Here is a 21,598-nt window from a genome sequence, read left to right as displayed (position 1 = left end):
GGCGAAGGGTAACAGCTTTGCCGGGTTTATTAAAAACACAAATAAACACAATAACCACCATGACAAAATTTTCAGGCGCTGTATTATTTACAGCTTTTATATCGCTAACCGCATTCACTTCATCAACCATAAAAACCGTTAAGCTTACTAAAGGTAAAACAGGCATAATTAAAACCGTTGAAACCAAGAAGCGGTTTAAGGTTGCATCTTTTAAGGTAGATAACGAAGGCAGCAAACTTACCTGGGCAGCAAAAAAAGCAACAGGCGATCACAATGGCGAAGTAAAGATCAGCAACGGCAACTTTGCTGTTGAAAATAATGCCCTTAAGGGCGGAAGCTTTGATATTGATCTGAATACAATCACCGATGCAGATTTAACCGATCAGGCACAGAACGAGAAATTGGTAAGCACGCTTAAAAGCGAAACCTTTTTTAATACCGAAAAATTCCCTAAAGCAAATTTAGTAATCAGCTCTGCTACCAAAACCAGCGGTAACCAGTACGATGTTAAAGGCAAGCTTACCATAAAAGGAATCACCAATGATGTAAGCTTCCCGGCTACAGTTGCTGTTAACGGTAAAAAGCTGACCGCCAACGCCAAAATAACTGTCGACCGTACTAAGTATGATATCAAATTCCGCTCGAAAAACTTTTTTGAAAACCTGGGCGATAAAGTGATCTATGATGATTTTGATCTGAATGTTAACCTTACTGCTAACGCGCAGTAAAGCAACGTATTAACGGTTTTTCAGAAGATATACAAAAGCGAGGGTATGTGCGATTCCCCTCTTGAGAGGGGGGAGGGGTGTGTTCTGCACCTTAGGAGGTCTATCGAATAACACACCCCTGCTACCGCTCATTCCTGCGCGCCCCCTCTCGAGAGGGGATTTAAAATCTTCTAAAGAGAGTTAATAATTTTTATTTAATGAAAGCCACCCAAACTGGGTGGAGGGCTATTGTTTTGACTAATAAAAGCATTTAAAAACTCATGTAACGTTGGAAACGGTCTGGAGCCGGGGTGGTTGCCTACCCCGGCAAAGGCCTGAAATTTTAACCTGCAGCTTAAATGCATACTGATATGAAAAAAGGAAAAATACTTCTGGGTTTGGCAGCAATTGTCACATTGATCAGCACTATGAGTTTTGTAGGCACTAAAGATGATGTGCAAACCAAAGAGCAATTGGGCGAAAAATTGTTTTTTGATCCGATACTATCGGGTGATAATACCATCAGCTGCTCATCATGCCATAAACCGGAATTTGCTTTCGCCGATAGTGCTGTTTTTAGCAAAGGTATAAAAGGAAACCTCACTGCCCGTAATTCGCCGGGGTTGACCAACCTCTCCGGCAGACCGCACCTTTTTTGGGATGGCCGCGCTGCTTCGCTCGAAGAGCAGGCTTTGGGCCCTATAACATCGGCAACAGAAATGGGGCTGCCAATTGAAGATGCCGTAAAAAAATTAACCGACAATAAATACTATGCCGATGCATTTCAAAAAATATTTAAATCAGCACCCACCAAAGATAATTTGTTGAAAGCCATTGCCTCATTTGAGCGCACGCTTGAAACGTCAAACAGCCCTTACGACCGGTATGTGAATGGTGATGACCATGCCATATCTGAATCTGCCGCGCGTGGCAGGCTTTTATTCATCGGTAAAGCCGCTTGTAACAACTGCCACTCGGGCGAAGATTTTACTGCCGACAGGTTTAAAAGTATTGGCCTGTATAATGGGAAGGATCTGAATGATCCGGGCCGCTCGGTCATCACAAAAAATAAAACCGAGGAGGGCGAATTTAAAATTCCGGGCTTACGTAATGTTGCAGTAACTGCTCCTTATATGCACAACGGCAAATTCAAAACATTGAAAAGCGTGGTTGAGTATTACAACAACCCATCGCTGGTGGTGAAAGATGGTATAAATCGCGACCTGGCGCTTGAAAAGCCACTTAACCTCACCAATGCCGAAATTGATGATATAGTTGAGTTTTTAAAGACCCTTACCGACGACCGTTTCAAGCAAAAACTTGCCTCAAATTAAAATATTCCCCAACAAATAATTAAGTGATCACAACCTGGCAAGCATTTGCCGGCGGGACACGAAGTGCCCTGCCGTAGCCACTGCTTTGCTCTTGAACTATTGTAAAATGAAGAAAATTGTACTCCTGCTCGTGTTCTTCGCCCTCATTTTCGGGCAAAACATATATGCACAAAAACGAACGGTAACAGGGGTGGTAACCTCTGCCGATGACAAAGCCCTGCTGCCGGGCGTATCTGTAACTGTTAAAGGATTGAACGAAGGTGCTGTCACCAAAGCTGATGGTAGTTTTAGCATTGTGATCCGTAATGGTAAATACCTTGTGTTTTCATTTGTAGGCTTTGAAACACAGGAAGTGGAAATTGACGGAATAAAGCAATTCCAGATCAGCCTCAAGCCCTCAAAAAGTAATGCCCTTAACGAGGTGCAGATAGTTGGTTCACGTAATGCCAACCGTACCAAGTTGAACTCGCCGGTGGCTGTGGATGTGATAGATGTTAAACCACTGCTGGAGTCTGCTCCGCAGGTAAGCGTAACGCAGATACTGCAATATATTTCGCCCTCTTTCCATTCGGTTAACGGAAGCAACGCGGGTGATGCCGGTTCGGCATTAAGCCTTGCCCAGCTTCGCGGCTTGGGTCCCGACCAGGTTCTGGTATTGGTCAACGGCAAACGCAGGCATAAAAGCGCTAACGTAAACTACGGCGGCCTGGGTAACGGTTCAACAGGTTACGACCTCAATGCCATCCCGACCGGATCTATTGACAGGATTGAGATATTGAGGGACGGTGCTGCGGCCCAATACGGGTCGGACGCTATTGCGGGTGTTATCAATATCGTACTAAAAAAGAAGACGGACGATTTCGCGGTTAATACTTCGGGAAGTGTACGCAGGCGTGGCGATGGCGCAGTTACCCGTACCAGTGCTAACTATGGTGTTGGCTTGGGCAACAATGGCGGCTATATTAATGTAACTACCGAATATGCTACGCAGGCTATTTCATTGCCATCTGGCCGAAAAGATGCGGGCTTGTATAACGGTCCTATTTACGGAGGAGGGGCAAACACACGCGCGTATGATGCTATATATACCAAAGCGATTGATGATGCTATTTTGGCAAGCCGTGGTATTGACCGCCACTTTTTTGACCAGCGCGCCGGCGGATCAAATGCCGGGCAGGATGCGTTGCTATTTTTCAATGCAGGTTTACCTTTAAAAAACTCGGCAGAGTTGTATGCCTTTGGTGGTATCAGCAGTCGTAACTCGCAGTTTACGGCTACTTATCGTTTACCTGGCTGGACATCAAGAAACAACAACTTTATTTACCCCGATGGCTTTTTACCTGCTATGGAAAACAATATAGTTGATGAATCGATAGCCGTGGGAATAAAAGGTAAAGTTGGCGATTGGAATGTTGATTTCTCAAACGTTTATGGCAAAAATATATTCGGTAACCGGGTTGATAACTCGCTTAACGCAAGTCTTGGTTTAAAAAGCCCTACCAGTTTTGATGCAGGCAGTTATAATGCCAGCCAAAACACAACAGCGCTTGATTTTACCCGGTACTTTGATAAAATATTAAAAGGCTTAAACGTTGCATTTGGTGCGCAGCACCGGGTTGAAGGTTTCCAGATCATTGCCGGTGAGGAGGCTTCTTATTCAAAGGCAGATCAGCGCAATATTGTTGATATCGATACTACAACCGGCGGAATCCCTTATCTTTCAAACGCAGGTGTAACTTCGCTGAACGGTCTTTCTGCAGGTTCACAGATCCACTTGGGTTTCAGGCCCGAAAACGCGGTTAATGTAAGCCGCTCAGTTACCGCAGGCTATGCCGATTTAGAGCTCAACGTAACCAAGGCCTGGCTGGTATCCGGTGCGGGCCGTGCCGAGTATTTTTCGGATTTTGGCAATGTATTTACCTGGAAGGCCGCTACGCGTTACAGTTTTGCAAGGTGGCTTAGCATTCGCGGATCAGCTAATACTGGTTTCAGGGCGCCGGATCTGGCACAATCTTATTATACTTCCATATCTACCTCATTTCAACAGGGCAGGGGAGTTGATATCCTTACGGCATCAAACCAAAGTGCTGCGGCGCGTGCGCTGGGCATTCCCAAGTTATCGCCCGAAAAATCAAAGGGATATGCTTTGGGCTTAACCTCGGCACCGGGCAGTAATGTGGAGTTAACGGTTGATGCTTACCTGATCAATATTGATAACAGGGTAGGTAATACAGGTAATTTTACATCGACAGATACCAACCTGCCGCAGGATGTTAAAACCCTGTTTCAGCAAACAGGTGCTGCACAGGCCAACTTTTTTTACAATGAGTTTAGTACCCGTACCAAAGGCATTGAGTTTACCGGAAGCTATAAATTGTTGCTGGACAAGGGAAGTATAAACTTCCTGTTTGGCGGCAACTTTGAAAAGAACGAGGTAACCAAGGTAAACACCCCTAAAGGCCTGGAAAAATACAAGAACGTGATCCTGAGCCCCGGCGAAAGGGCAAGGGTAACCACCAATATTCCGGCTCAGAAGGTAAACCTGCAGGGTATTTATAGTGTGGATAAATTTACCTTCCTGGCGCGTACGGTTTACTTTGGTAAAGTAACCACGGCCTCGCAGCTGAGTGCAGCCGATCCACTTAACCCGGTTTACTTTTATCAAAACCTTAAACCTATTTGGGTAACTGACCTTTCGGTTGGTTACAAGTTTACCGACAGGATCCAGGGTACTGTGGGCGTCAACAACGTATTCAACGTTTTAGGCGATTACACCGACCCATCCATTGCCGGTTTGCGCAACCCTACGGTTGTCGGCATTCAGAACGGCAGTGCGGGCATTCAGCCATTTATCAAATTATCAGCTCATTTATAATTAGCTTAATCATGAAAAGTATATATCAAGTAAAATATAAGCCAACAATAAAAAGGGCATCTATATTAAAAATGAACAAAGTATGGCTGCTGCTAAGTGTAGTAGGGATCTTTGTATCATCCTGCAAAAAAACAGATTACTTAAATATCAATGCAGCCGACAGGCCTGCGCTTGCGGCCCACATCAGCTTTGTGAACGCGCGGCCGGTAAATGTCGGGATCCAGTTTTGGGCCTATACAACGCAGGTAACTAAAACAGCGGTAGCCATTAACACCAAAAGCGATTATTTGGATACCCAATTCGGCGATGTGCAGATCAATTTTACGGAAGGTACAAACACATCATACAAAGCCTCAAGGCAGTTTGGTAATAGTGCTACTTTTACTTCAACTGGTGGCCCTAACGGTCCTATCGCTAATTATTATCATACCGTTTTCGCCGTTAAAAACACGAAAGCAACCGCCGATTCGCTCATTCTTTTTTATGACGATCTGAGCGCGCCGGCAAGCGGGAAAGCTAAAGTCAGGTTTGTAAACCTTGCACCAGGTAGCGCCAATGTTGATTTTGGAGTAGCAGGGCAGACCGCTCTTTTCACCAATACAGCTTATGGCAGGGCAGGCGGCTCTGTATTATCGGGTTCGGGTTTGAATACCTGGTCGTTAGGGCCTTTTGTTGCAGTTGACGCAGGCACCGTTAATTTTTCAGTTACGCAAACAGCAGATCATTCGGCAGTTAACATCACGGATGATAAGCTGAAAAATGTAACGCTTACCGCCGGGAAGATCTATACCATTTACATCAATGGCACACCGGGTTCATCAGCCATAGGGGCAACCATACTTACTCATAACTAAATTTTAATGATAAAGCACAGCATGGTGGAATGAGTTGTGCAAAAAGAGGCTGTCCCGGTTTAATGAACCGGGCAGCTTCATTTTAGGTAATTAACAATAACACATTATGAAAACAAACAGCAGAAGACAATTTATTGAAAATACCCTTAAAGCAACCGTGGCGGTTGCAGTAACCGGTCCGCTGATTCTGAGCGCCGATAAGGCATTGGCCGCTTATAACCAAAACGAAGGCCATTTGCCAACGGGCGAGGTTTTGAAATTTAGCCAGGTGCCGCTTGGCTTTGATTATAAAGCTTTGGAACCGCATATAGATGGCCTTACCAACGAGATCCATTATACCAAACACCATACTGCCTACATCAAAAATGTAAACGATGCTATTGTGGCCGAGAAACTGACTTTCAGTACTGAGAAAGAGTTTTTTGACCACGCCTCGCAGCTTTCGCCAAAGGCACGTAACAACGGCGGCGGTGCCTGGAACCATAACTTTTTTTGGGAAAGCTTAACGCCAAATTCGGCCGGACCGGATGGAAAGATCAAAGATGCTATTGTTGCCGCCTTTGGTTCGGTTGAACAGTTTAAGGAACAGTTTTCACAGGCAGCGCTTGGCCGTTTCGGATCGGGCTGGGTGTGGCTGGTTAACGTGAATGGAAAGCTTACTATTACCTCCACAGCTAACCAGGATAACCCCTTATTTGATAATGCTGCTGTAAAAGGTGCACCGTTATTGGCTTTGGATGTATGGGAACATGCCTACTACCTGAAATACCAAAACAGGCGAAACGAATATGTTGCAGGCTGGTGGAATGTAGTGAACTGGGATGCTGTAAATAAAAGATTGGCCTGATCTATGACGAGCATTACAGGTTATAAGGCGACTAAATCAGGGCCACTGCAAAAAATTCTATTAAGGACATTTATTATATATGCGGTTATAACAGTGATACCGCTTGCGCCTGCTTTTTACCAGCAGGATTTTGATGCGGGCTTTTCGGTTAAAGGATATCCTTATCGCTGGCTCGATGTGATCAGCCAGAACAATCCATGGTTTTTCAGCAGCCAGGGCGGTAAAAATTATGAAGGTTGGTTCATAACCCTGTTGATCTGTTTTGCGATTGGAATTGCCTGGGCATTCGTTGATAAACTGAGGCACAAAGAACAAAATGCACTGGGAACCCAGGGAGGTGAAAACAAGCTTTATAATTTGTTTTTTATTCTGGTGCGTTACCAGGTGGCTTTAAGAATGTCATGGTTTGCCATTGCTAAAGTGTTCCCGGTGCAGATGCCCTTCCCAACATTGAGCCAGTTAAACACCAACCTTGGCGATTTTACTCCCGGGAAGCTTTACTGGCTTACCACCGGTGTGTCGCCATTTTTTGAGGTGTTTGCGGGCGTCTTTGAGCTTGCTGCAACTGTGCTCATCCTGTTCAGGCGTACAGCAACATTGGGCGCGCTGATGATGATAGCTATTTTGCTGCCTATCTGGTTTGTGAATATCGGGTATGACGCCGGAGTTGAATTGGCGAGCCTGCACTTGCTTTTTCTATCTGTAGCACTTTTAGCTAAAGATGCTGATAGCTTTTACAATATTTTGATCAGGCACCAACAGGCGGCGATCAACTATATCCCGCCCCCTGACTTTACCAAAAAATGGAAAACGACAGGGCGAATAGTATTAAAAGCCGGATTTATCTTCCTGTTTCTTTTTTATCGCGGATATCATTACGAACGCCTTTACGCTACGGGTAAAACTTTTAAATTGCCATTAGATAATGGAATTAAAAGCTTTGCAGGTTTTTACAACGTGAGTGAGTTCAGGATAAACAATAAGGTGTTACCCTATAACCCCAATGATACCATACGCTGGCAAAATGTTGTATTTGAGAAATTTAATACCATCAGCATCGGTAGCGCCAGTTCAATTAAACTAAAAACGGATAATAAAGTCAGAACGACAGAATACTATGGTAATATCAGCAGGTTGTATTATGCATATGAGGCAGATACTGCTAAACATATTTTTACTTTAAAGAACCGGGCGGATACAACAGACAGAATCTTGCTTCAATACAATATTCCGTTGGCCGGGAAATTCATTATTAAAGGGTTAAACAATCAACACGATTCTTTATATGTTGTACTTGAAAAAGTTGAAAAGCATTATCCTTTAGCGTTAAACAGAAGTGTTAAAAGCGACTGAATAGGCAATAGGGAGATTACTTTTTGAGTTAAGGGTCCTGTTTACGTTAACGCTATCGGGTACTATAATTCTCAATTGGCTACTATAGTCGACAGGGCCCTTCTTAAAATGCAAATTATCCTGCAGCTAATGGCTTGCCAATGATTCGGAACGCAGTTTAAAGGAGGTATTGCTGATGGGCTGCTCTTATCAATTCGGCCACGTTTTTTACTTCAAATTTTTGGATCAGGTTTTTGCGGTGGGTATCAATGGTTAACGGGCTTAGAAATAGTTCGCCGGCTATTGCTTGGCTGGTTTTTCCTTCGGCTATCAATGCCAGGATTTGCTTTTCGCGGCGGGTAAGTTGTGGCCTGCCCTGTAATTGGTTTTTGGTAGGCCTGCTGATTATCTCCACCACTTCTTTGCTAAAGCAAATATTTCCATTTACGGCCTCCGTAATACAATTGCGAAGTTCATCTATCGAACTGTTTTTAAGTAAATAGCCACTGGCACCGTTTTGGATAGTTTGCATGATAATGCTCCGCTCAGTATGGTTACTCAGAATTAGTATCATAGTCGACCGGAATTCGTCCTTAATCATTCTGCAAAGATCCATACCATTGATATCAGGAAGGGTTATATCCAGCAAAATCAAATCTGCTTTATTTAACCGGAGATAAGCCAATATACTTTCGCCGTCACAGAAGCCTCCTATCACCTGCAGGTTCTCTTCGTTTTGTAAAAGCATTTTTAAGCCCTCTATAACGATGGGATGATCATCTACTATGGCAACCGCCAGCTTATCCGTCTGCATTGGTGTTCAGTTCAATATTTATTGTAGTTCCTTCATTAATAGCCGACTGGATCTCAAATTTTCCTTTCAAAAATGCGATCCTGTTTTGAAGATTGTCGAGCCCCATTCCTTTTTTGTTATTTAATACTGTGGTATCAAATCCACAGCCGTCATCTTCCAGGGTGATAAAAAATATGTCCCCATTTTGGCTGCACTGCAACATAACATTTTTCGGACTGGCGTGTTTTATGGCATTTGAAATAAGCTCCTGTACAATGCGATATATATGTAGTTGTACAGCCAGGGGAATGTTTCTGTCAATATCGAAAGCCTGGTATTCAATATGCAGGCCATCGCGCATGTGAAATTCGCTGAGGTCTTTCAGAGCTGTTTCGAGGCCGAATTTTAACAAAGTTTCCGGAACCATATTACGCGCAATCCGCCGCAGTTCGCTTACTGAAGTATCCAGCTGGTTAATGATCCTGTGCAGGTCCTTATCGTCGGATACGCCGACATTACTGCTGGTCCATCCCGAAAGGCCTATCTTTACTCCTGAAAGCATTCCTCCTAATCCGTCATGCAGGTCGCGCGCTACACGTTCACGTTCATGTTCTTCGCCGTCAAGCATAGCCTTTGCTACCTTGAGCTGTTGTTTCTGCTCAAGCTCTTTGAGTTGTTGTTGATAGTTAATTTCTTTTTGGGCTGCAAATTTATGTTTAGCCCTCGCATTTGTAAATACAAAGGCAAGTGTCACCAGCAAAAAACCGCAACTCAACCCGAGCATCCAATTATAAAGACGTTGATTTTTAGTGTTTAAAGCTGCATGTTTGTTTTGTGCTTGTAAGGCCGCAATCTTTTCCTGGTTTTTTACTGTTCGGTATTTTGTTTCAAGTTCGCTGATCTTTACCTGTGTTTGGCTTTTATGGATGCTATCTGTCAACGTTTTTTGTTTGCTTAACCAGTTGTAAGCCTCTTTATAACTACCCATAAGACCTGTTGTTTTGGCCAGTTCGGCATAAATTTCGGCCCGGTCGTTAATTTCGGCTGTTAAAGTACCGTCGCGGATGATGTCAAGTAGTATTTGCCTTGCTTTTGAATACTCCTTTTGCTTGCTGTAGATCTCATACTTTCTGAAAAAGAATTGCTGATACAACTGTTTCTGGTTATATTTTTTCGCTAAAACCAAGCCCTTTTCTGTACTTGCGAGCGCCTTTTCAAGTTGCTGGGTAGTAGTATAATATAAGGCTTCGTTATAATAGTATAAGGTGTAATTTACGGATGTTGGAAAAGCGGTGAGCAGCAATTCGGCTTTTTTTAGGAGTGGCAATGCCAAAGCAGTTTTATTATCATAGCAATAAATACTTACCCCGCTTAAATAAGCAAATAAGAGGGTGGAGGATTCCGGTCCTGCTTTTTCTAATATATCAATAGCTTTCTGGTCATATTGACCGGCCTTTGCAAATTGATAAGTGTTCATGAAAATGGTGGAGAGTTGTGTATAATAATGTGCCAGCATGATCGGATTATCCGCCTTTTCGGCATTGGGGATGGCTTTTTCGAGGGTAATGGTTGTTACAAAGTCATATCCTTTCTGATCTTTGTTCATTAACGCGTAATTGAACCAGGCTGCAGCACAGTTGCCATAAGCTCTTTTATTGCTGAATGCAGCCAGTGCGTCGGCTGCTTTCCTGAATGCTGCTGATGCCTTAACCGGGCTCCAGTTAAAATAATATTGCCCTTCATAAAAAAGCGACAGTGCATTGTAGTAAGGATACTTTTGTGCCAGCTTTTTGCCACCGAGCAAGTAGCCTTTGCTTTTTACAGTGTCTTTAAATTTCCAATAATCAACCAGCAGAAAACTGGCGTTAGCCTTGGAGCTGTCGGCTTTATTTTGTTTCAGGACACTTTCCAGGCTATCAACATATTTTTTTTCGTTAAGCGGAATTTGCTGTTGGGATACCCCTTGTAATGTACAAAGCAGCAAAAATAATAGCAGGTATAAATTTTTCATGTGATAGAATGATTGTCGCCTGTCGTGATAGAGAACTGCAGGTAACGGCAAATCAATTCTAAATATCTGCTTTTAAATTTAAACGCCAGTAGGTTTCCTTTTAGTTAACTAAAAAATACCTAAAAATCAGGAGAATAAAAACGACAAATAAGGGTATTTCAGTTCGATGGCAGATGAAATAGCTTTGTAATTAATCTATCGTTAAATAAATAATCTATGAAAACATCTATTTTCAATCTACTAATGGTGTCGTCAAAGGTCTGCTTTGCAAGTGGTATCTGAAGCCGTTTTAAATGATAATAAGTAATTAACCGGGCGAAACACAGGTAGTAAGGCTTGTTCAGCCGTTCAATTTTTGCTTCATAAGCGCATTTATCTATTCTAATATATTATATCACCAAACATTTATGAAAACATCCATTTTAAAAAAAATCACTTTTGCATTTTTGAGTATTATCGTTTTTGCTGGCTTCTTATCATGCAGTAAAAAGAGTAATGATCCTGTTACGCCTGTAACTAAAGGCAAGACCGCTAAATTCACAATAACTGTTAAAGGGGCTCCTTCATCTGCCTATATATCATTTGTTATGGTGGGTGCGGCTACGGACGTATCAAACTCAACTGTATGGAAGGTAAACGGGGTTACACAAAATAACGAACAAGGGGTTAGCTTAGGCTTGAACCAATTTAGCGGCAACACGCAAACCTATGTTGTAGAATCTGTAGCTCCATTACAAGTCATAAGTGTTGGTATACAATGCCTTAGTCCGGCAAATGTGTCATACACAATCAGCTACAAGGCTGAGATAAACGGAGAGGTGAAGGCAGACAATCAAAATGTAGCAGTAACCAAAACCGCCGATTTTACTCACGATTACACCTACTAATAAATATCCCTGAACCTTATCATATTAACATCAAAAATTAACCATGAACTTTCAACTAAAACGTTTGACATCATTTTACAGGTATGTTTTGTTGTTAGCGATATTTTTGACAACATGCACATCGGCAATTGCACAATACAAGGAGCCTGAAGAGAAAGAGAAAGTTGACATTATTTACCCCGAAGCAGCTTTTGATTCGCTGCAGGCAAAAAAAATGCTGGCCAGGGGTACGGCTACTATAAAAGGTGTGGCGTTTACAAAGATAAAAAACAGCCTTGGCTTCAGTCCGCTGATGGCCGAACGGATTTACGCCAATCAAATTAAAGTAGTGCTGCTACCCGTTACGCCTTATTTTGAGGAATGGCACAAGTTAAGGGACAAGAAAGAAAACTTAAAGAAAAAAAGATACGTGTATCTCTCTGACGAGGCCTACAGGTACAGGCTTGAAGCTATTACCAATAGTAAAGGCAAATTCACTTTTCCCGAAATGAAGCCTGGAAAATATTTTCTGCAGGGTATTTTAGGATACACTACGACAGGCTCATATAACGAGTATACGGGTTCAGGTTATAGTAACGACGGCTATACCACAGATTATTATCAAAAAAAGCAATATTCTGTAGCCCATGAAGATCGTATTGAAACCTTTGTTGAAGTTAAAGCCGACGGAGAGTTGGTTAACATCAAATTAAAATAAAAGCTTTGCAGTTTTCCTAAAGCCCCCAAAAGAGTTACTGGTTTTACGGTAACTCTTTTTTGTTGATCAGTTTAAGTAAAGACGTCAGGTTGGGCAGTTCTATCTTAAAAAACCTGATCAACGCACATCAATTTTAACTCAAAGCTCCTTGATATTGTGATCAGGCTTGCTGTTTTCAATTTGCTAAACAGGTCGGCTTTTAAATCAGGGTTTCCAAAATGCACGTTAAGAACTTTTTAAATGTGCTCAGAATCCGCACGTGATCAAAGAGCTGGTTCTATTTACCCCAATCCGGGGGCAAAATTATACTGATTTTATTGTAAAAGCACTTCACTAAAAATGAGAGACTCTCTCATTTTTAGTGAAGTTTGACTGTGTATGTTGCTGTTTGTATAACTTTAATAAATGATGTAAGTGTTTAATTATTAAAGTATTGGCCTCCTGTTCAAGGAGCTGCTGCAGTTTTGGCTTTTATTTTGGCATGCCCGTGTCAAATAAGAATTAAATCATGTCAAAACAATTCATTTCACCTCCTGAAGCTATCTCTAAGGTTAAGCATAAGCATTCCTTCAAAGATATCTTCATTATCGTATTTGCCTGGCTTGTGGCTGCGGCATTGGTCTACCTGACCTATCTGAAGTTTAAAACACTGTATCATTAAAAACAGATCCTTATGCTTACCCTGATACTTGTTGCAGCCGGGCTTATATGCTTTTGGCTCTTTTTTAAATCTGTTGATTACTTCGAAAATATCTGAAAATCATGTACGCTTTATTTATCATTTCGATAGCCGTGTTCATTTACATGGTTTATGTGTTGCTTAAACCCGAAAAATTCTAACTTAATATGAACACCGAAATTTTAGGGGTAATATTTAGTTACCTTCTTACACTCGTTATTGCTATTCCGCTTGGTATTTACATCGCCCGTATGTTTAGGGGCGATAAAACCTGGCTGGACTTTATGGCTCCACTGGAGCGATTTATTTACCGCTTTTGCCGCGTTGATCCCAAAAGGGAGATGAACTGGAAACAACATTTGTTTGCGCTGCTTACTATCAATGCGCTTTGGCTATTTTATGCGTTTTTTGCCTTTTTATTTCAGGGGCATTTGCCGCTTAACCCCGATGGCAACCCCAGTCAAACACCTGATCTTGCTTTTAACTCGGCCATCAGTTTCCTGGTGAACTGTAACCTGCAGGATTATTCGGGCGAAACCGGCGCTACTTATTTTACACAGCATTTTGTGATAATGTTCCTGCAGTTTGTATCGGCGGCCACTGGTATTGCGGCACTTTTCATTTTGTTTAAAGCATTCCGGGATAAAGTAACCGATAAGCTGGGAAACTTTTGGGATTTCTTTGTCAAATCCATCACCCGTATCCTATTACCGCTGTCGGTAATAATGGCTGTTATCCTGGCCTTTAACGGGACGCCTACAAGCTATAAAGGAAAAGATACCTTTATCAGTTTGCAGGGTGATACCGTTCATGTTTCACGCGGACCTGCAGCCGCAATGATAGCCATTAAACATTTGGGAACCAACGGCGGCGGCTGGTTTGGTGCTAACTCGGCCCACCCGTTGGAAAACCCCAACTACCTAACCAACGTAGTGGAAATTGCCGCACAGGTAATTATACCTGTTGCCTTGATATTCGCTCTTGGCTTTTATCTCAACAAAAAGAAATTTGCCTATGTGATGTTTGGCGTCATGACCATAGGTATGTTGCTGTTGCTCATTCCTACAATGCAAGCCGAAATGGGAGGCAATCCGGCTATAACGCATATGGGCATCAGCCAGCCAACCGGCGCTATGGAAGGCAAGGAGGTGCGCTTTGGCCCCGCTGCAACCGGCTATTGGAGCATCATGACTACCATTATTTCTACAGGTTCTATCAATTCTATGCATGACAGCGCAATGCCGGTATCTGGCTTTATGATGATGATGGGCATGATGATCAACTGCTTTTACGGTGGCTGCGGCGTGGGGATACTCAACTTTTATATTTTCATAGTCATTGCCGTCTTTATCTCGGGCCTGATGGTAGGCCGTACTCCAGAATTTTTTGGGCGGAAAATAGAAGCACGCGAAATGAAAATTGCATCGGTCATTGCGTTACTTCATCCTTTTATTATCCTGGTTGGCACTGCTATATCATCTTATGTACTTGTGCATATGCCTAACGCCGACTGGGCTGTAAAACCGTCATCCTGGCTTAATAACCCGGGGTATCACGGCTTTTCGGAAATGCTTTATCAGTATACTTCCTGCGCAGCCAACAATGGCTCCGGTTTTGAGGGGCTGGGCGATAACAACATTTTCTGGAATGTGAGTGCCGGTTTCGTATTGATGCTTGGCAGGTTCCTGCCTATCATTGGCCCTGTGGCTATTGCAGGTTTACTTGCCAGGAAAAAGTATATCCCCGAATCGGCCGGCACACTTAAAAGCGATACCGCAACTTTCGGCGTGATGGTATTTGCTGTAATTGTAATCATTGCTGCCCTGTCTTTCTTCCCATCACTTGCATTAGGCCCGATAGCAGAACATTTTTCTCTAAAATAAAATGAAAACTCAAAATACATTATTTCAGGCCAACCAGGTAAAATACGCACTTGGTCAGTCGTTTGTGAAACTAAATCCGCGTATTCTTTTTCGTAACCCGGTAATGTTTACGGTTGAGATAGGTACTGCTATTATGCTGGTGGTCAGCATTTATTCGGCTACACATCGTGATCAGGGCAGTTTTGGCTATAATTTCACCGTATTTATCATTCTTTTCCTCACTGTGCTGTTTGCCAACTTTGCCGAAGCCATTGCCGAAGCACGCGGCAAGGCCCAGGCCGAAAGCCTGCGAAAAACGCGCGAAGAAACACCTGCCCGGATGCTGGTAAATGGAAAAGAACAGCAAATCATGTCGTCGCAATTAAAAAAAGGCGACATATTTATCTGCGAAGCGGGTGATCACATCCCATCAGACGGTGAGATCATTGAAGGTATTGCAACCATTGATGAATCGGCTATCACCGGCGAATCTGCTCCTGTGATCCGCGAATCTGGCGGCGATAAATCATCGGTAACCGGCGGCACAAAAGTGTTATCAGACCGTATTATTGTACAGGTAACCACCCAGCCTGGCGAAAGTTTTTTAGACAAAATGATAGCCCTGGTAGAAGGTGCTTCCCGCCAGAAAACGCCTAACGAGATAGCGCTAACAATTTTACTGGCCAGTTTTACGCTCATCTTCGTAATTGTATGCGTAACCTTAAAGCCTTTTGGAGATTATGCCAATACTCCCATTACTATAGCTTCATTTATCTCGCTGTTTGTTTGCCTTATACCTACAACAATCGGTGGTTTATTATCGGCCATTGGTATTGCCGGTATGGACAGGGCACTGCGAGCTAATGTGATCACCAAATCGGGCAAGGCCGTAGAGACGGCAGGTGATCTGGACACCCTGTTGTTAGACAAAACCGGAACAATTACTATAGGTAACCGCAAGGCAACCAATTTTTGGCCAATAGCCGGAGTGGCAGAGGCCGATTTTGTAAAGGCTTGTGTGCTTAGTTCTTTGGCAGATGAAACCCCGGAAGGAAAATCTATTGTCGAACTGGCCGCGCAAGGTACGGCTGCCCCGGCGGTAACTACACTTAAAGGAGCCACGTTTATCAAATTTACTGCCGAAACGCGATCCAGTGGTTTGGATACTGCGGATGGACAACGTATCCGTAAGGGTGCCTTTGATTCGATCCGGAACATGGCACTGAAAGCAGGCAACAATGTTGTGCCCGAGGTAGAAGAGCGCGTAAAGCAGATTGCATCTAATGGGGGTACGCCGCTGGTGGTATCGCAAAATGAGCAGATCATAGGAGTGATAGAGTTACAGGATATCATTAAACCCGGTATTACTGAACGCTTTGAGCGACTGCGTAAAATGGGCGTAAAAACCGTGATGGTGACGGGAGATAACCCGCTTACCGCCAAATTTATTGCTACAAAGGCAGGTGTGGATGATTTTATTGCTGAGGCAAAACCTGAGGATAAGATGAACTATATTAAACTGGAGCAGCAGGGCGGCAAACTGGTTGCCATGATGGGCGATGGTACAAATGATGCACCGGCACTGGCTCAGGCCGATGTTGGGGTAGCTATGAACAGCGGTACACAAGCTGCTAAGGAAGCCGGTAATATGGTAGACCTTGACAATGATCCTACCAAGCTCATCGAGATTGTGGAGATCGGTAAACAGTTATTGATGACCCGTGGTACATTGACAACGTTCTCCATCGCTAATGATGTGGCCAAGTATTTTGCTATTGTTCCGGCCTTGTTTATGGTTTCGATACCGGCGCTGAAAGCGCTGAATATCATGGATCTGCATAGCCCGCAGTCTGCTATTCTTTCGGCTGTGATATTCAATGCGATAATCATTCCGCTTCTGATTCCATTGGCTTTACGCGGTGTAGAGTACAAACCTATAGGCGCAAGTGCACTGCTACGTCGTAATCTGCTTATTTATGGTTTGGGCGGTATCATTATACCATTTATAGGCATTAAACTGATTGACATAGTTGTAGCCTTATTTATATAAAGCAAAATGAGCCGGGCACGTAGGGTATGGATTTAGGGCGACAGATAAGCTTTAATTACCATCCGTAACAAGCCCTGCGTTCCCCAAACTCATCTTTTAAAAATTAAAAAAATGAAAACATATTTATTGCCATCCATTAAGCTCACGTTAATACTCATTGTATTGTTAGCCGGCATATATCCTTTAGCCATAGCCGGTATTGGCAAATTGTCGCCAGGCCATGGCGATGGTGTAACAGTAACATACCATGGCCGTGTAGTTGGCTATGCCAGTATTGGCCAAAAATTCACTAACGACAAATATTTCTGGTCACGCCCTTCAGCTGTAGATTATAATGCCGCTGGTTCGGGAGGTTCGAATAAAGGCCCGTCCAACCCAGACTACCTTAAACAAGTGCAGGTACGCATCGATACTTTCTTGAAACATAATCCAGGTGTAAACCGCGCTCAGGTACCTGCCGAGCTTGTTACAGCATCTGGAAGTGGCCTGGATCCTGATCTGTCACCTGCAGGTGTAAGGATACAGATAGCGCGGGTGTCCAAAGTACGCGGCCTTTCTGTTGCCGCAGTAAATAAATTGGTAAACCAACATATACAAGCACCATTATTGGGCTTATTCGGACCTGCAAAAGTGAATGTGCTTGAACTTAACGTAGCACTGGATGAGATGAAGAATAAATAATGAATAAGAAAATGATGAAAAAACTATTTGCAGGATTATTGATAAGCACCGCCCTGCCGGCAATGGCTCAGGATACTAAAACACCGCCGCTTACAGTAAGCGGCTACATTGAAACGTATTATAACTATGATTTTAACCGGGTAGGAAACAATACCATTCCGCCTTTCCTCTATAACTTTAACAGGACCAATGAGGTTAACCTGAACCTCGGGCTGATACAGGCGTCATACAACACGGATAGGGTGCGTGCAAATGTAGCCCTGGCTGCAGGCACTTATATGAATGCTAATTATGCTGCTGAAAGTGGTGTGATGAAAAATCTATACCAGGCCAATATCGGGTTCAGGCTATCTGCAAAAAGCAATTTATGGCTGGATGCCGGTATTATGCCCTCACATATTGGCTGGGAAAGCGCAATAGGCAAAGATAATTTAACGCTGAGCCGCAGCCTTGCAGCCGAAAATTCGCCGTATTTTGAATCAGGGGCCAAACTTGGTTATACTTCGCCGAGCGGAAAATGGTATTTAAGTGCCATGGTGTTGAACGGGTGGCAGCGTATCCAAAGGCCGGATGGGAATACCACTCCTGCATTTGGCACGCAGGTCACTTTTAAGCCTTCAGCATATATAACACTTAACAGCAGCTCTTTTGCAGGTAATGATAAGCCCGATAGCCTGCGCCGTATGCGTTATTTCCATGATTTGTATGGAACGTTCCAGCTGAGCGATAAATGGTTGGTGATTGCAGGGTTTGATATTGGTGCTGAACAAAAGGATAAAGGTTCCTCGCGTTTTTACACCTGGTATACGCCCGATCTGATTGTAAGGTACGCGATGTCTAAAACAGTAGCAATTGCTGCCCGGGCCGAATATTATCATGATCCAAACGGCGTAATTGTTAGTACAAATGCAGGCGGTTTGCGTAGCTGGGGATACTCTGCAAACCTGGACTACCACATACTCGACAATTTATTGTGGCGTATCGAGTTACGCGACCTGAGCAATCGTGATGATATTTTTATTAAGCGCAATGGCGACAGCACCAATAATAATCTTTTTGTAACTACAGCCCTGGCATTTAATTTTTAACTATCAGCCCCTTTAAAGGCTTTTTAAACCGAATTGTACTCCTGAAGCCAGGGGTACAATTTCCTTTTTTACCACCATGGAAAATAACCAGGATAACAACGTTCAGCACTTTCTTGATCTGATACAGCGATCACGGCGGGGTAAATTCAAAATCTACATAGGTATGAGCGCAGGCGTGGGGAAAACCTTTCGTATGCTGCAGGAGGCACATGCATTGCTGCGGAGTGGCATCGATATCAAAATAGGGTATATTGAAACCCATAATCGTAAGGAAACACACGATCTGATAACCGGATTACCTCTTGTACCGCGCAGGCAGGTGTTTTACCGGGGCAAGCAGCTGGAAGAGATGGACCTGCAGGCTGTATTAACCCTGCGGCCGGAAATTGTTATCGTTGATGAATTAGCGCACACCAATATTGAAGGGAGTAAAAACGAAAAGCGATGGCAGGATGTGGTGGAATTACTTGATGCGGGCATCAATGTGATCTCAGCTGTCAATATTCAGCATATTGAAAGCCTCAACCAGGAAGTTAAGGAGATAACGGGCATTGAGGTAGCAGAACGCATACCCGATAGTATACTTGGGCAAGCCGATGAGGTGGTTAATATCGACCTGACATCAGATGAGCTTATTGCGCGGCTAAAAGAAGGTAAAATATATACCAGCGATAAGATCACATATGCATTACAGAATTTTTTTCAGGGCGAAAAGATCCTGCAGTTGCGTGAACTGGCCCTAAAGGAGGTGGCTACACAGGTTGAGCGAAAGATACAGAGCGAAGTGCCGGGGCTGATGCAGGCCCGGCGCGAGCGGCTAATGTGTTGTATCAGCGCCAATAATGAAACGGCTAAGCTTATTATCCGCAAAACGGCGCGGCTGGCTACTTATTATAACGCTAAATGGTTTGTACTTTATATTCAAACCCCTAAAGAAGCTGCCGACAGGATAGGGCTGGCAGACCAGCGGCACCTCATCAACAACTTTAAACTGGCAACGCAAATGGGTGCCGAGGTAGTGCGTGTAACAAGCAAGGCTGTGGCTGGTGGTATCATTAAAGCTGCCGCCGATAAACAGATCACAACCCTCTGTATGGGAAAACCCCATCTCTCCTTATTGAGTATCATCCTCAAGACTGCTACCTTTAACCAGTTATTAATAACACTCGGAAAAATGGATGTCGATTTAGTTATTCTGTCATGAAGATCACTACTATAAAAACCAAGCTGATGCTTGGCTTGCTGTTTTTGTTTATTGTAATCATCAGTTTTGGCGGTCTGGGCATTTATTTCGTTAACCGCCTCAGTAGCGATGCTGGTAAAATATTAAAGGATAATCAGATCAGTGTGGAATATTGCGGGCAGATGTTAAAGGCGCTCGACCAGATACAGGAGGACCCAAGCCAAATAGCCGTATTTGAAAAGAACCTCCGCCTGGAAGAGAATAACATCACCGAGCCCGGAGAATTTCAGGCCACAGCACAAGTTCGTGCATTGTTTGAACAGCTTAAGAAAAATCCGGCGGCATTTACACAGTTCAGAGAGATGCATAAAGCCATCTTTAAAATAGACGACGTTAACGAGATTGCCATTATCCATAAAAATGCAAAAGCCGTAGCTACCGCACGGCAGGCTACTGCCTGGCTTACCATTATTGTTACCATCTTAAGCCTGGCTGCGTTCTCTTTCATTATCAATTTTCCGGGAATTATATCAAAACCCATAAAAGAATTAAATGCCGGTATCCTGGAGATCGCCGGTAAGAATTACAGCGCCCGGGTCCATTTGAAACAGCAGGACGAATTTGGCAGCCTCGCCGAAACATTTAACACGATGGCCGGGAAACTTGACGAGTACGAGCATAGTAATCTGGCTGAGATAAAGGCAGAGAAAGGCCGGATAGAGGCTATTATCAACAAAATGAACGATGGTATTATTGGCTTTAATAACCGAAACGAGATACTATTCCTAAACTCAGCTGCCGAAGGTTTGTTCGGTTTAAGGGAAAAAGACATCACCGGTAAATACGCTGCTGATATAGCCATCCAAAACGATTTGCTCAGAACGGTTTTACAGAACGAAACGAGCAAGCAGCTCAAGATCTATCTGGACAATAAAGAAAGTTTCTTTGTGCAGGAATCCATCTCGATCCAAACTGATGGCATTACCTGGGGGCGTGTTATTATCCTCCGGAATATTACACCTTATAAAGAGCTGGACGCTGCCAAAACCAATTTCATTGCCACTATATCGCATGAGTTGAAGATACCACTATTTGCCATTGCCATGAGCACACAGCTGCTTGAAGATAAGCGCATTGGCGAACTGAATAATGACCAGGCAGAGATACTGGGAACTATCGCGAAAAATACTGAACGCCTGCTAAAGATCACTGGCGAACTGCTTAACCTTTCGCAAATTGAAACCGGCCAAATTCAACTAAAAAAAGAACCTGTACTACCTGAAACCCTTATTATGAAGGCGGTACAGGCCGTTAAACAACAGGCAGGGCAAAAAAACATCACGATACATGAGTGTGTTGCCAAAAAACTGCCACCGGTTAATCTTGATGATGAAAAGACCATTTGGGTGCTCATTAATTTCCTCAACAACGCCATCAAGTTTTCTGCGGAACAAAGCACGGTGGCAATCATGGCAACACAGGAAAGAGATATAGTACAGTTCAGCGTAGCCGACCAGGGCCGGGGCATTGAAGAACAGTATGTATCACGAGTGTTTGAGAAATATTTCCAGGTACCTGGCAGTAATGAAAAATCAGGAACAGGCCTTGGGCTATCTATTTCGAAAGAATTTATAGAGGCGCAAGGCGGCAAGATATGGGTAAACAGTACCTTTGGTGAGGGCAGCACTTTTGGTTTTAATATTTTAGTCAACGCTTAA

18 protein-coding genes are annotated in these 21,598 nt (G+C 43.5%); 16 read left to right on the top strand and 2 right to left on the bottom strand.

What is annotated here, in order from left to right; all coding sequences use genetic code 11:
- The first annotated feature begins 59 nt into the window (after positions 1–59).
- From MTO98_RS19445 to MTO98_RS19420, 6 genes are all read left to right on the top strand, one after another.
- Positions 60–728, top strand: a complete 669-nt coding sequence (locus tag MTO98_RS19445) for a YceI family protein (protein WP_243480606.1) — start codon at positions 60–62, stop codon at positions 726–728.
- A 350-nt stretch (positions 729–1,078) separates the two neighbouring features.
- Positions 1,079–2,041, top strand: a complete 963-nt coding sequence (locus MTO98_RS19440) for a cytochrome-c peroxidase (protein WP_243480605.1) — start codon at positions 1,079–1,081, stop codon at positions 2,039–2,041.
- 106 nt (positions 2,042–2,147) lie between these two features.
- Entirely contained in the window at positions 2,148–4,916 is a 2,769-nt protein-coding gene (locus MTO98_RS19435) for a TonB-dependent receptor (protein WP_243480603.1), read from the top strand.
- An 11-nt stretch (positions 4,917–4,927) separates the two neighbouring features.
- Positions 4,928–5,770: a DUF4397 domain-containing protein gene (locus tag MTO98_RS19430; RefSeq protein ID WP_243480600.1), complete on the top strand. Its 843-nt coding sequence runs from the start codon at positions 4,928–4,930 to the stop codon at positions 5,768–5,770.
- Positions 5,771–5,876: 106 nt separating this feature from the next.
- Positions 5,877–6,617, top strand: a complete 741-nt coding sequence (locus MTO98_RS19425; protein WP_243480599.1) for a superoxide dismutase — start codon at positions 5,877–5,879, stop codon at positions 6,615–6,617.
- A 3-nt stretch (positions 6,618–6,620) separates the two neighbouring features.
- The gene (locus tag MTO98_RS19420; protein WP_243480598.1) at positions 6,621–7,970 is read left to right on the top strand and encodes a hypothetical protein; all 1,350 of its coding nucleotides are present in this window, start codon (positions 6,621–6,623) and stop codon (positions 7,968–7,970) included.
- Positions 7,971–8,127: 157 nt separating this feature from the next.
- Here MTO98_RS19420 and MTO98_RS19415 read toward each other — a convergent pair whose 3' ends face one another.
- Together MTO98_RS19415 and MTO98_RS19410 are read right to left on the bottom strand one after the other, a co-directional pair.
- The gene (locus MTO98_RS19415) at positions 8,128–8,763 is read right to left on the bottom strand and encodes a response regulator transcription factor (RefSeq protein WP_243480597.1); all 636 of its coding nucleotides are present in this window, start codon (positions 8,761–8,763) and stop codon (positions 8,128–8,130) included.
- Complete coding sequence (locus tag MTO98_RS19410; protein WP_243480596.1) at positions 8,750–10,753, bottom strand: sensor histidine kinase; 2,004 nt, start codon at positions 10,751–10,753, stop codon at positions 8,750–8,752. The genes MTO98_RS19415 and MTO98_RS19410 overlap by 14 nt, the downstream gene beginning before the upstream one ends.
- Before the next feature lie 407 nt (positions 10,754–11,160).
- Between MTO98_RS19410 and MTO98_RS19405 the strand changes: the two genes are divergently transcribed.
- From MTO98_RS19405 to MTO98_RS19365, 10 genes are all read left to right on the top strand, one after another.
- On the top strand, positions 11,161–11,640 hold the full coding sequence (locus MTO98_RS19405; RefSeq protein ID WP_243480595.1) for a hypothetical protein: 480 nt from the start codon (positions 11,161–11,163) through the stop codon (positions 11,638–11,640).
- Between the two features lie 43 nt (positions 11,641–11,683).
- Positions 11,684–12,337: a hypothetical protein gene (locus tag MTO98_RS19400; RefSeq protein WP_243480594.1), complete on the top strand. Its 654-nt coding sequence runs from the start codon at positions 11,684–11,686 to the stop codon at positions 12,335–12,337.
- Positions 12,338–12,845: 508 nt separating this feature from the next.
- Positions 12,846–12,998 (top strand): hypothetical protein, encoded by a 153-nt coding sequence (locus tag MTO98_RS19395; protein ID WP_243480592.1) that lies wholly within the window; start codon positions 12,846–12,848, stop codon positions 12,996–12,998.
- Positions 12,999–13,099: 101 nt separating this feature from the next.
- Positions 13,100–13,177, top strand: coding sequence for a K(+)-transporting ATPase subunit F (kdpF, locus tag MTO98_RS34475; RefSeq protein WP_371825430.1), 78 nt, complete (start codon positions 13,100–13,102; stop codon positions 13,175–13,177).
- A gap of 6 nt (positions 13,178–13,183) precedes the next feature.
- Positions 13,184–14,899: a potassium-transporting ATPase subunit KdpA gene (gene kdpA, locus MTO98_RS19390; RefSeq protein ID WP_243480590.1), complete on the top strand. Its 1,716-nt coding sequence runs from the start codon at positions 13,184–13,186 to the stop codon at positions 14,897–14,899.
- Position 14,900: 1 nt separating this feature from the next.
- The gene (kdpB, locus tag MTO98_RS19385) at positions 14,901–16,928 is read left to right on the top strand and encodes a potassium-transporting ATPase subunit KdpB (protein ID WP_243480588.1); all 2,028 of its coding nucleotides are present in this window, start codon (positions 14,901–14,903) and stop codon (positions 16,926–16,928) included.
- 111 nt (positions 16,929–17,039) lie between these two features.
- On the top strand, positions 17,040–17,609 hold the full coding sequence (locus tag MTO98_RS19380; RefSeq protein WP_243480586.1) for a K(+)-transporting ATPase subunit C: 570 nt from the start codon (positions 17,040–17,042) through the stop codon (positions 17,607–17,609).
- 11 nt (positions 17,610–17,620) lie between these two features.
- A complete protein-coding gene (locus MTO98_RS19375; RefSeq protein ID WP_243480584.1) occupies positions 17,621–18,697 on the top strand; it encodes a porin in 1,077 nt (358 codons plus the stop codon).
- A gap of 76 nt (positions 18,698–18,773) precedes the next feature.
- The gene (locus MTO98_RS19370) at positions 18,774–19,901 is read left to right on the top strand and encodes a sensor protein KdpD (RefSeq protein ID WP_243480583.1); all 1,128 of its coding nucleotides are present in this window, start codon (positions 18,774–18,776) and stop codon (positions 19,899–19,901) included.
- The gene (locus MTO98_RS19365) at positions 19,898–21,598 is read left to right on the top strand and encodes an ATP-binding protein (protein WP_243480581.1); all 1,701 of its coding nucleotides are present in this window, start codon (positions 19,898–19,900) and stop codon (positions 21,596–21,598) included. Before MTO98_RS19370 ends, MTO98_RS19365 begins: the two co-directional genes overlap by 4 nt.

This window comes from Mucilaginibacter sp. SMC90 (genome assembly GCF_022811725.1).
GTDB lineage: Bacteria > Bacteroidota > Bacteroidia > Sphingobacteriales > Sphingobacteriaceae > Mucilaginibacter.
The sequence above is the reverse complement of the archived record's forward strand: the minus strand, read 5'-3'. Positions and strand labels throughout refer to the sequence as shown.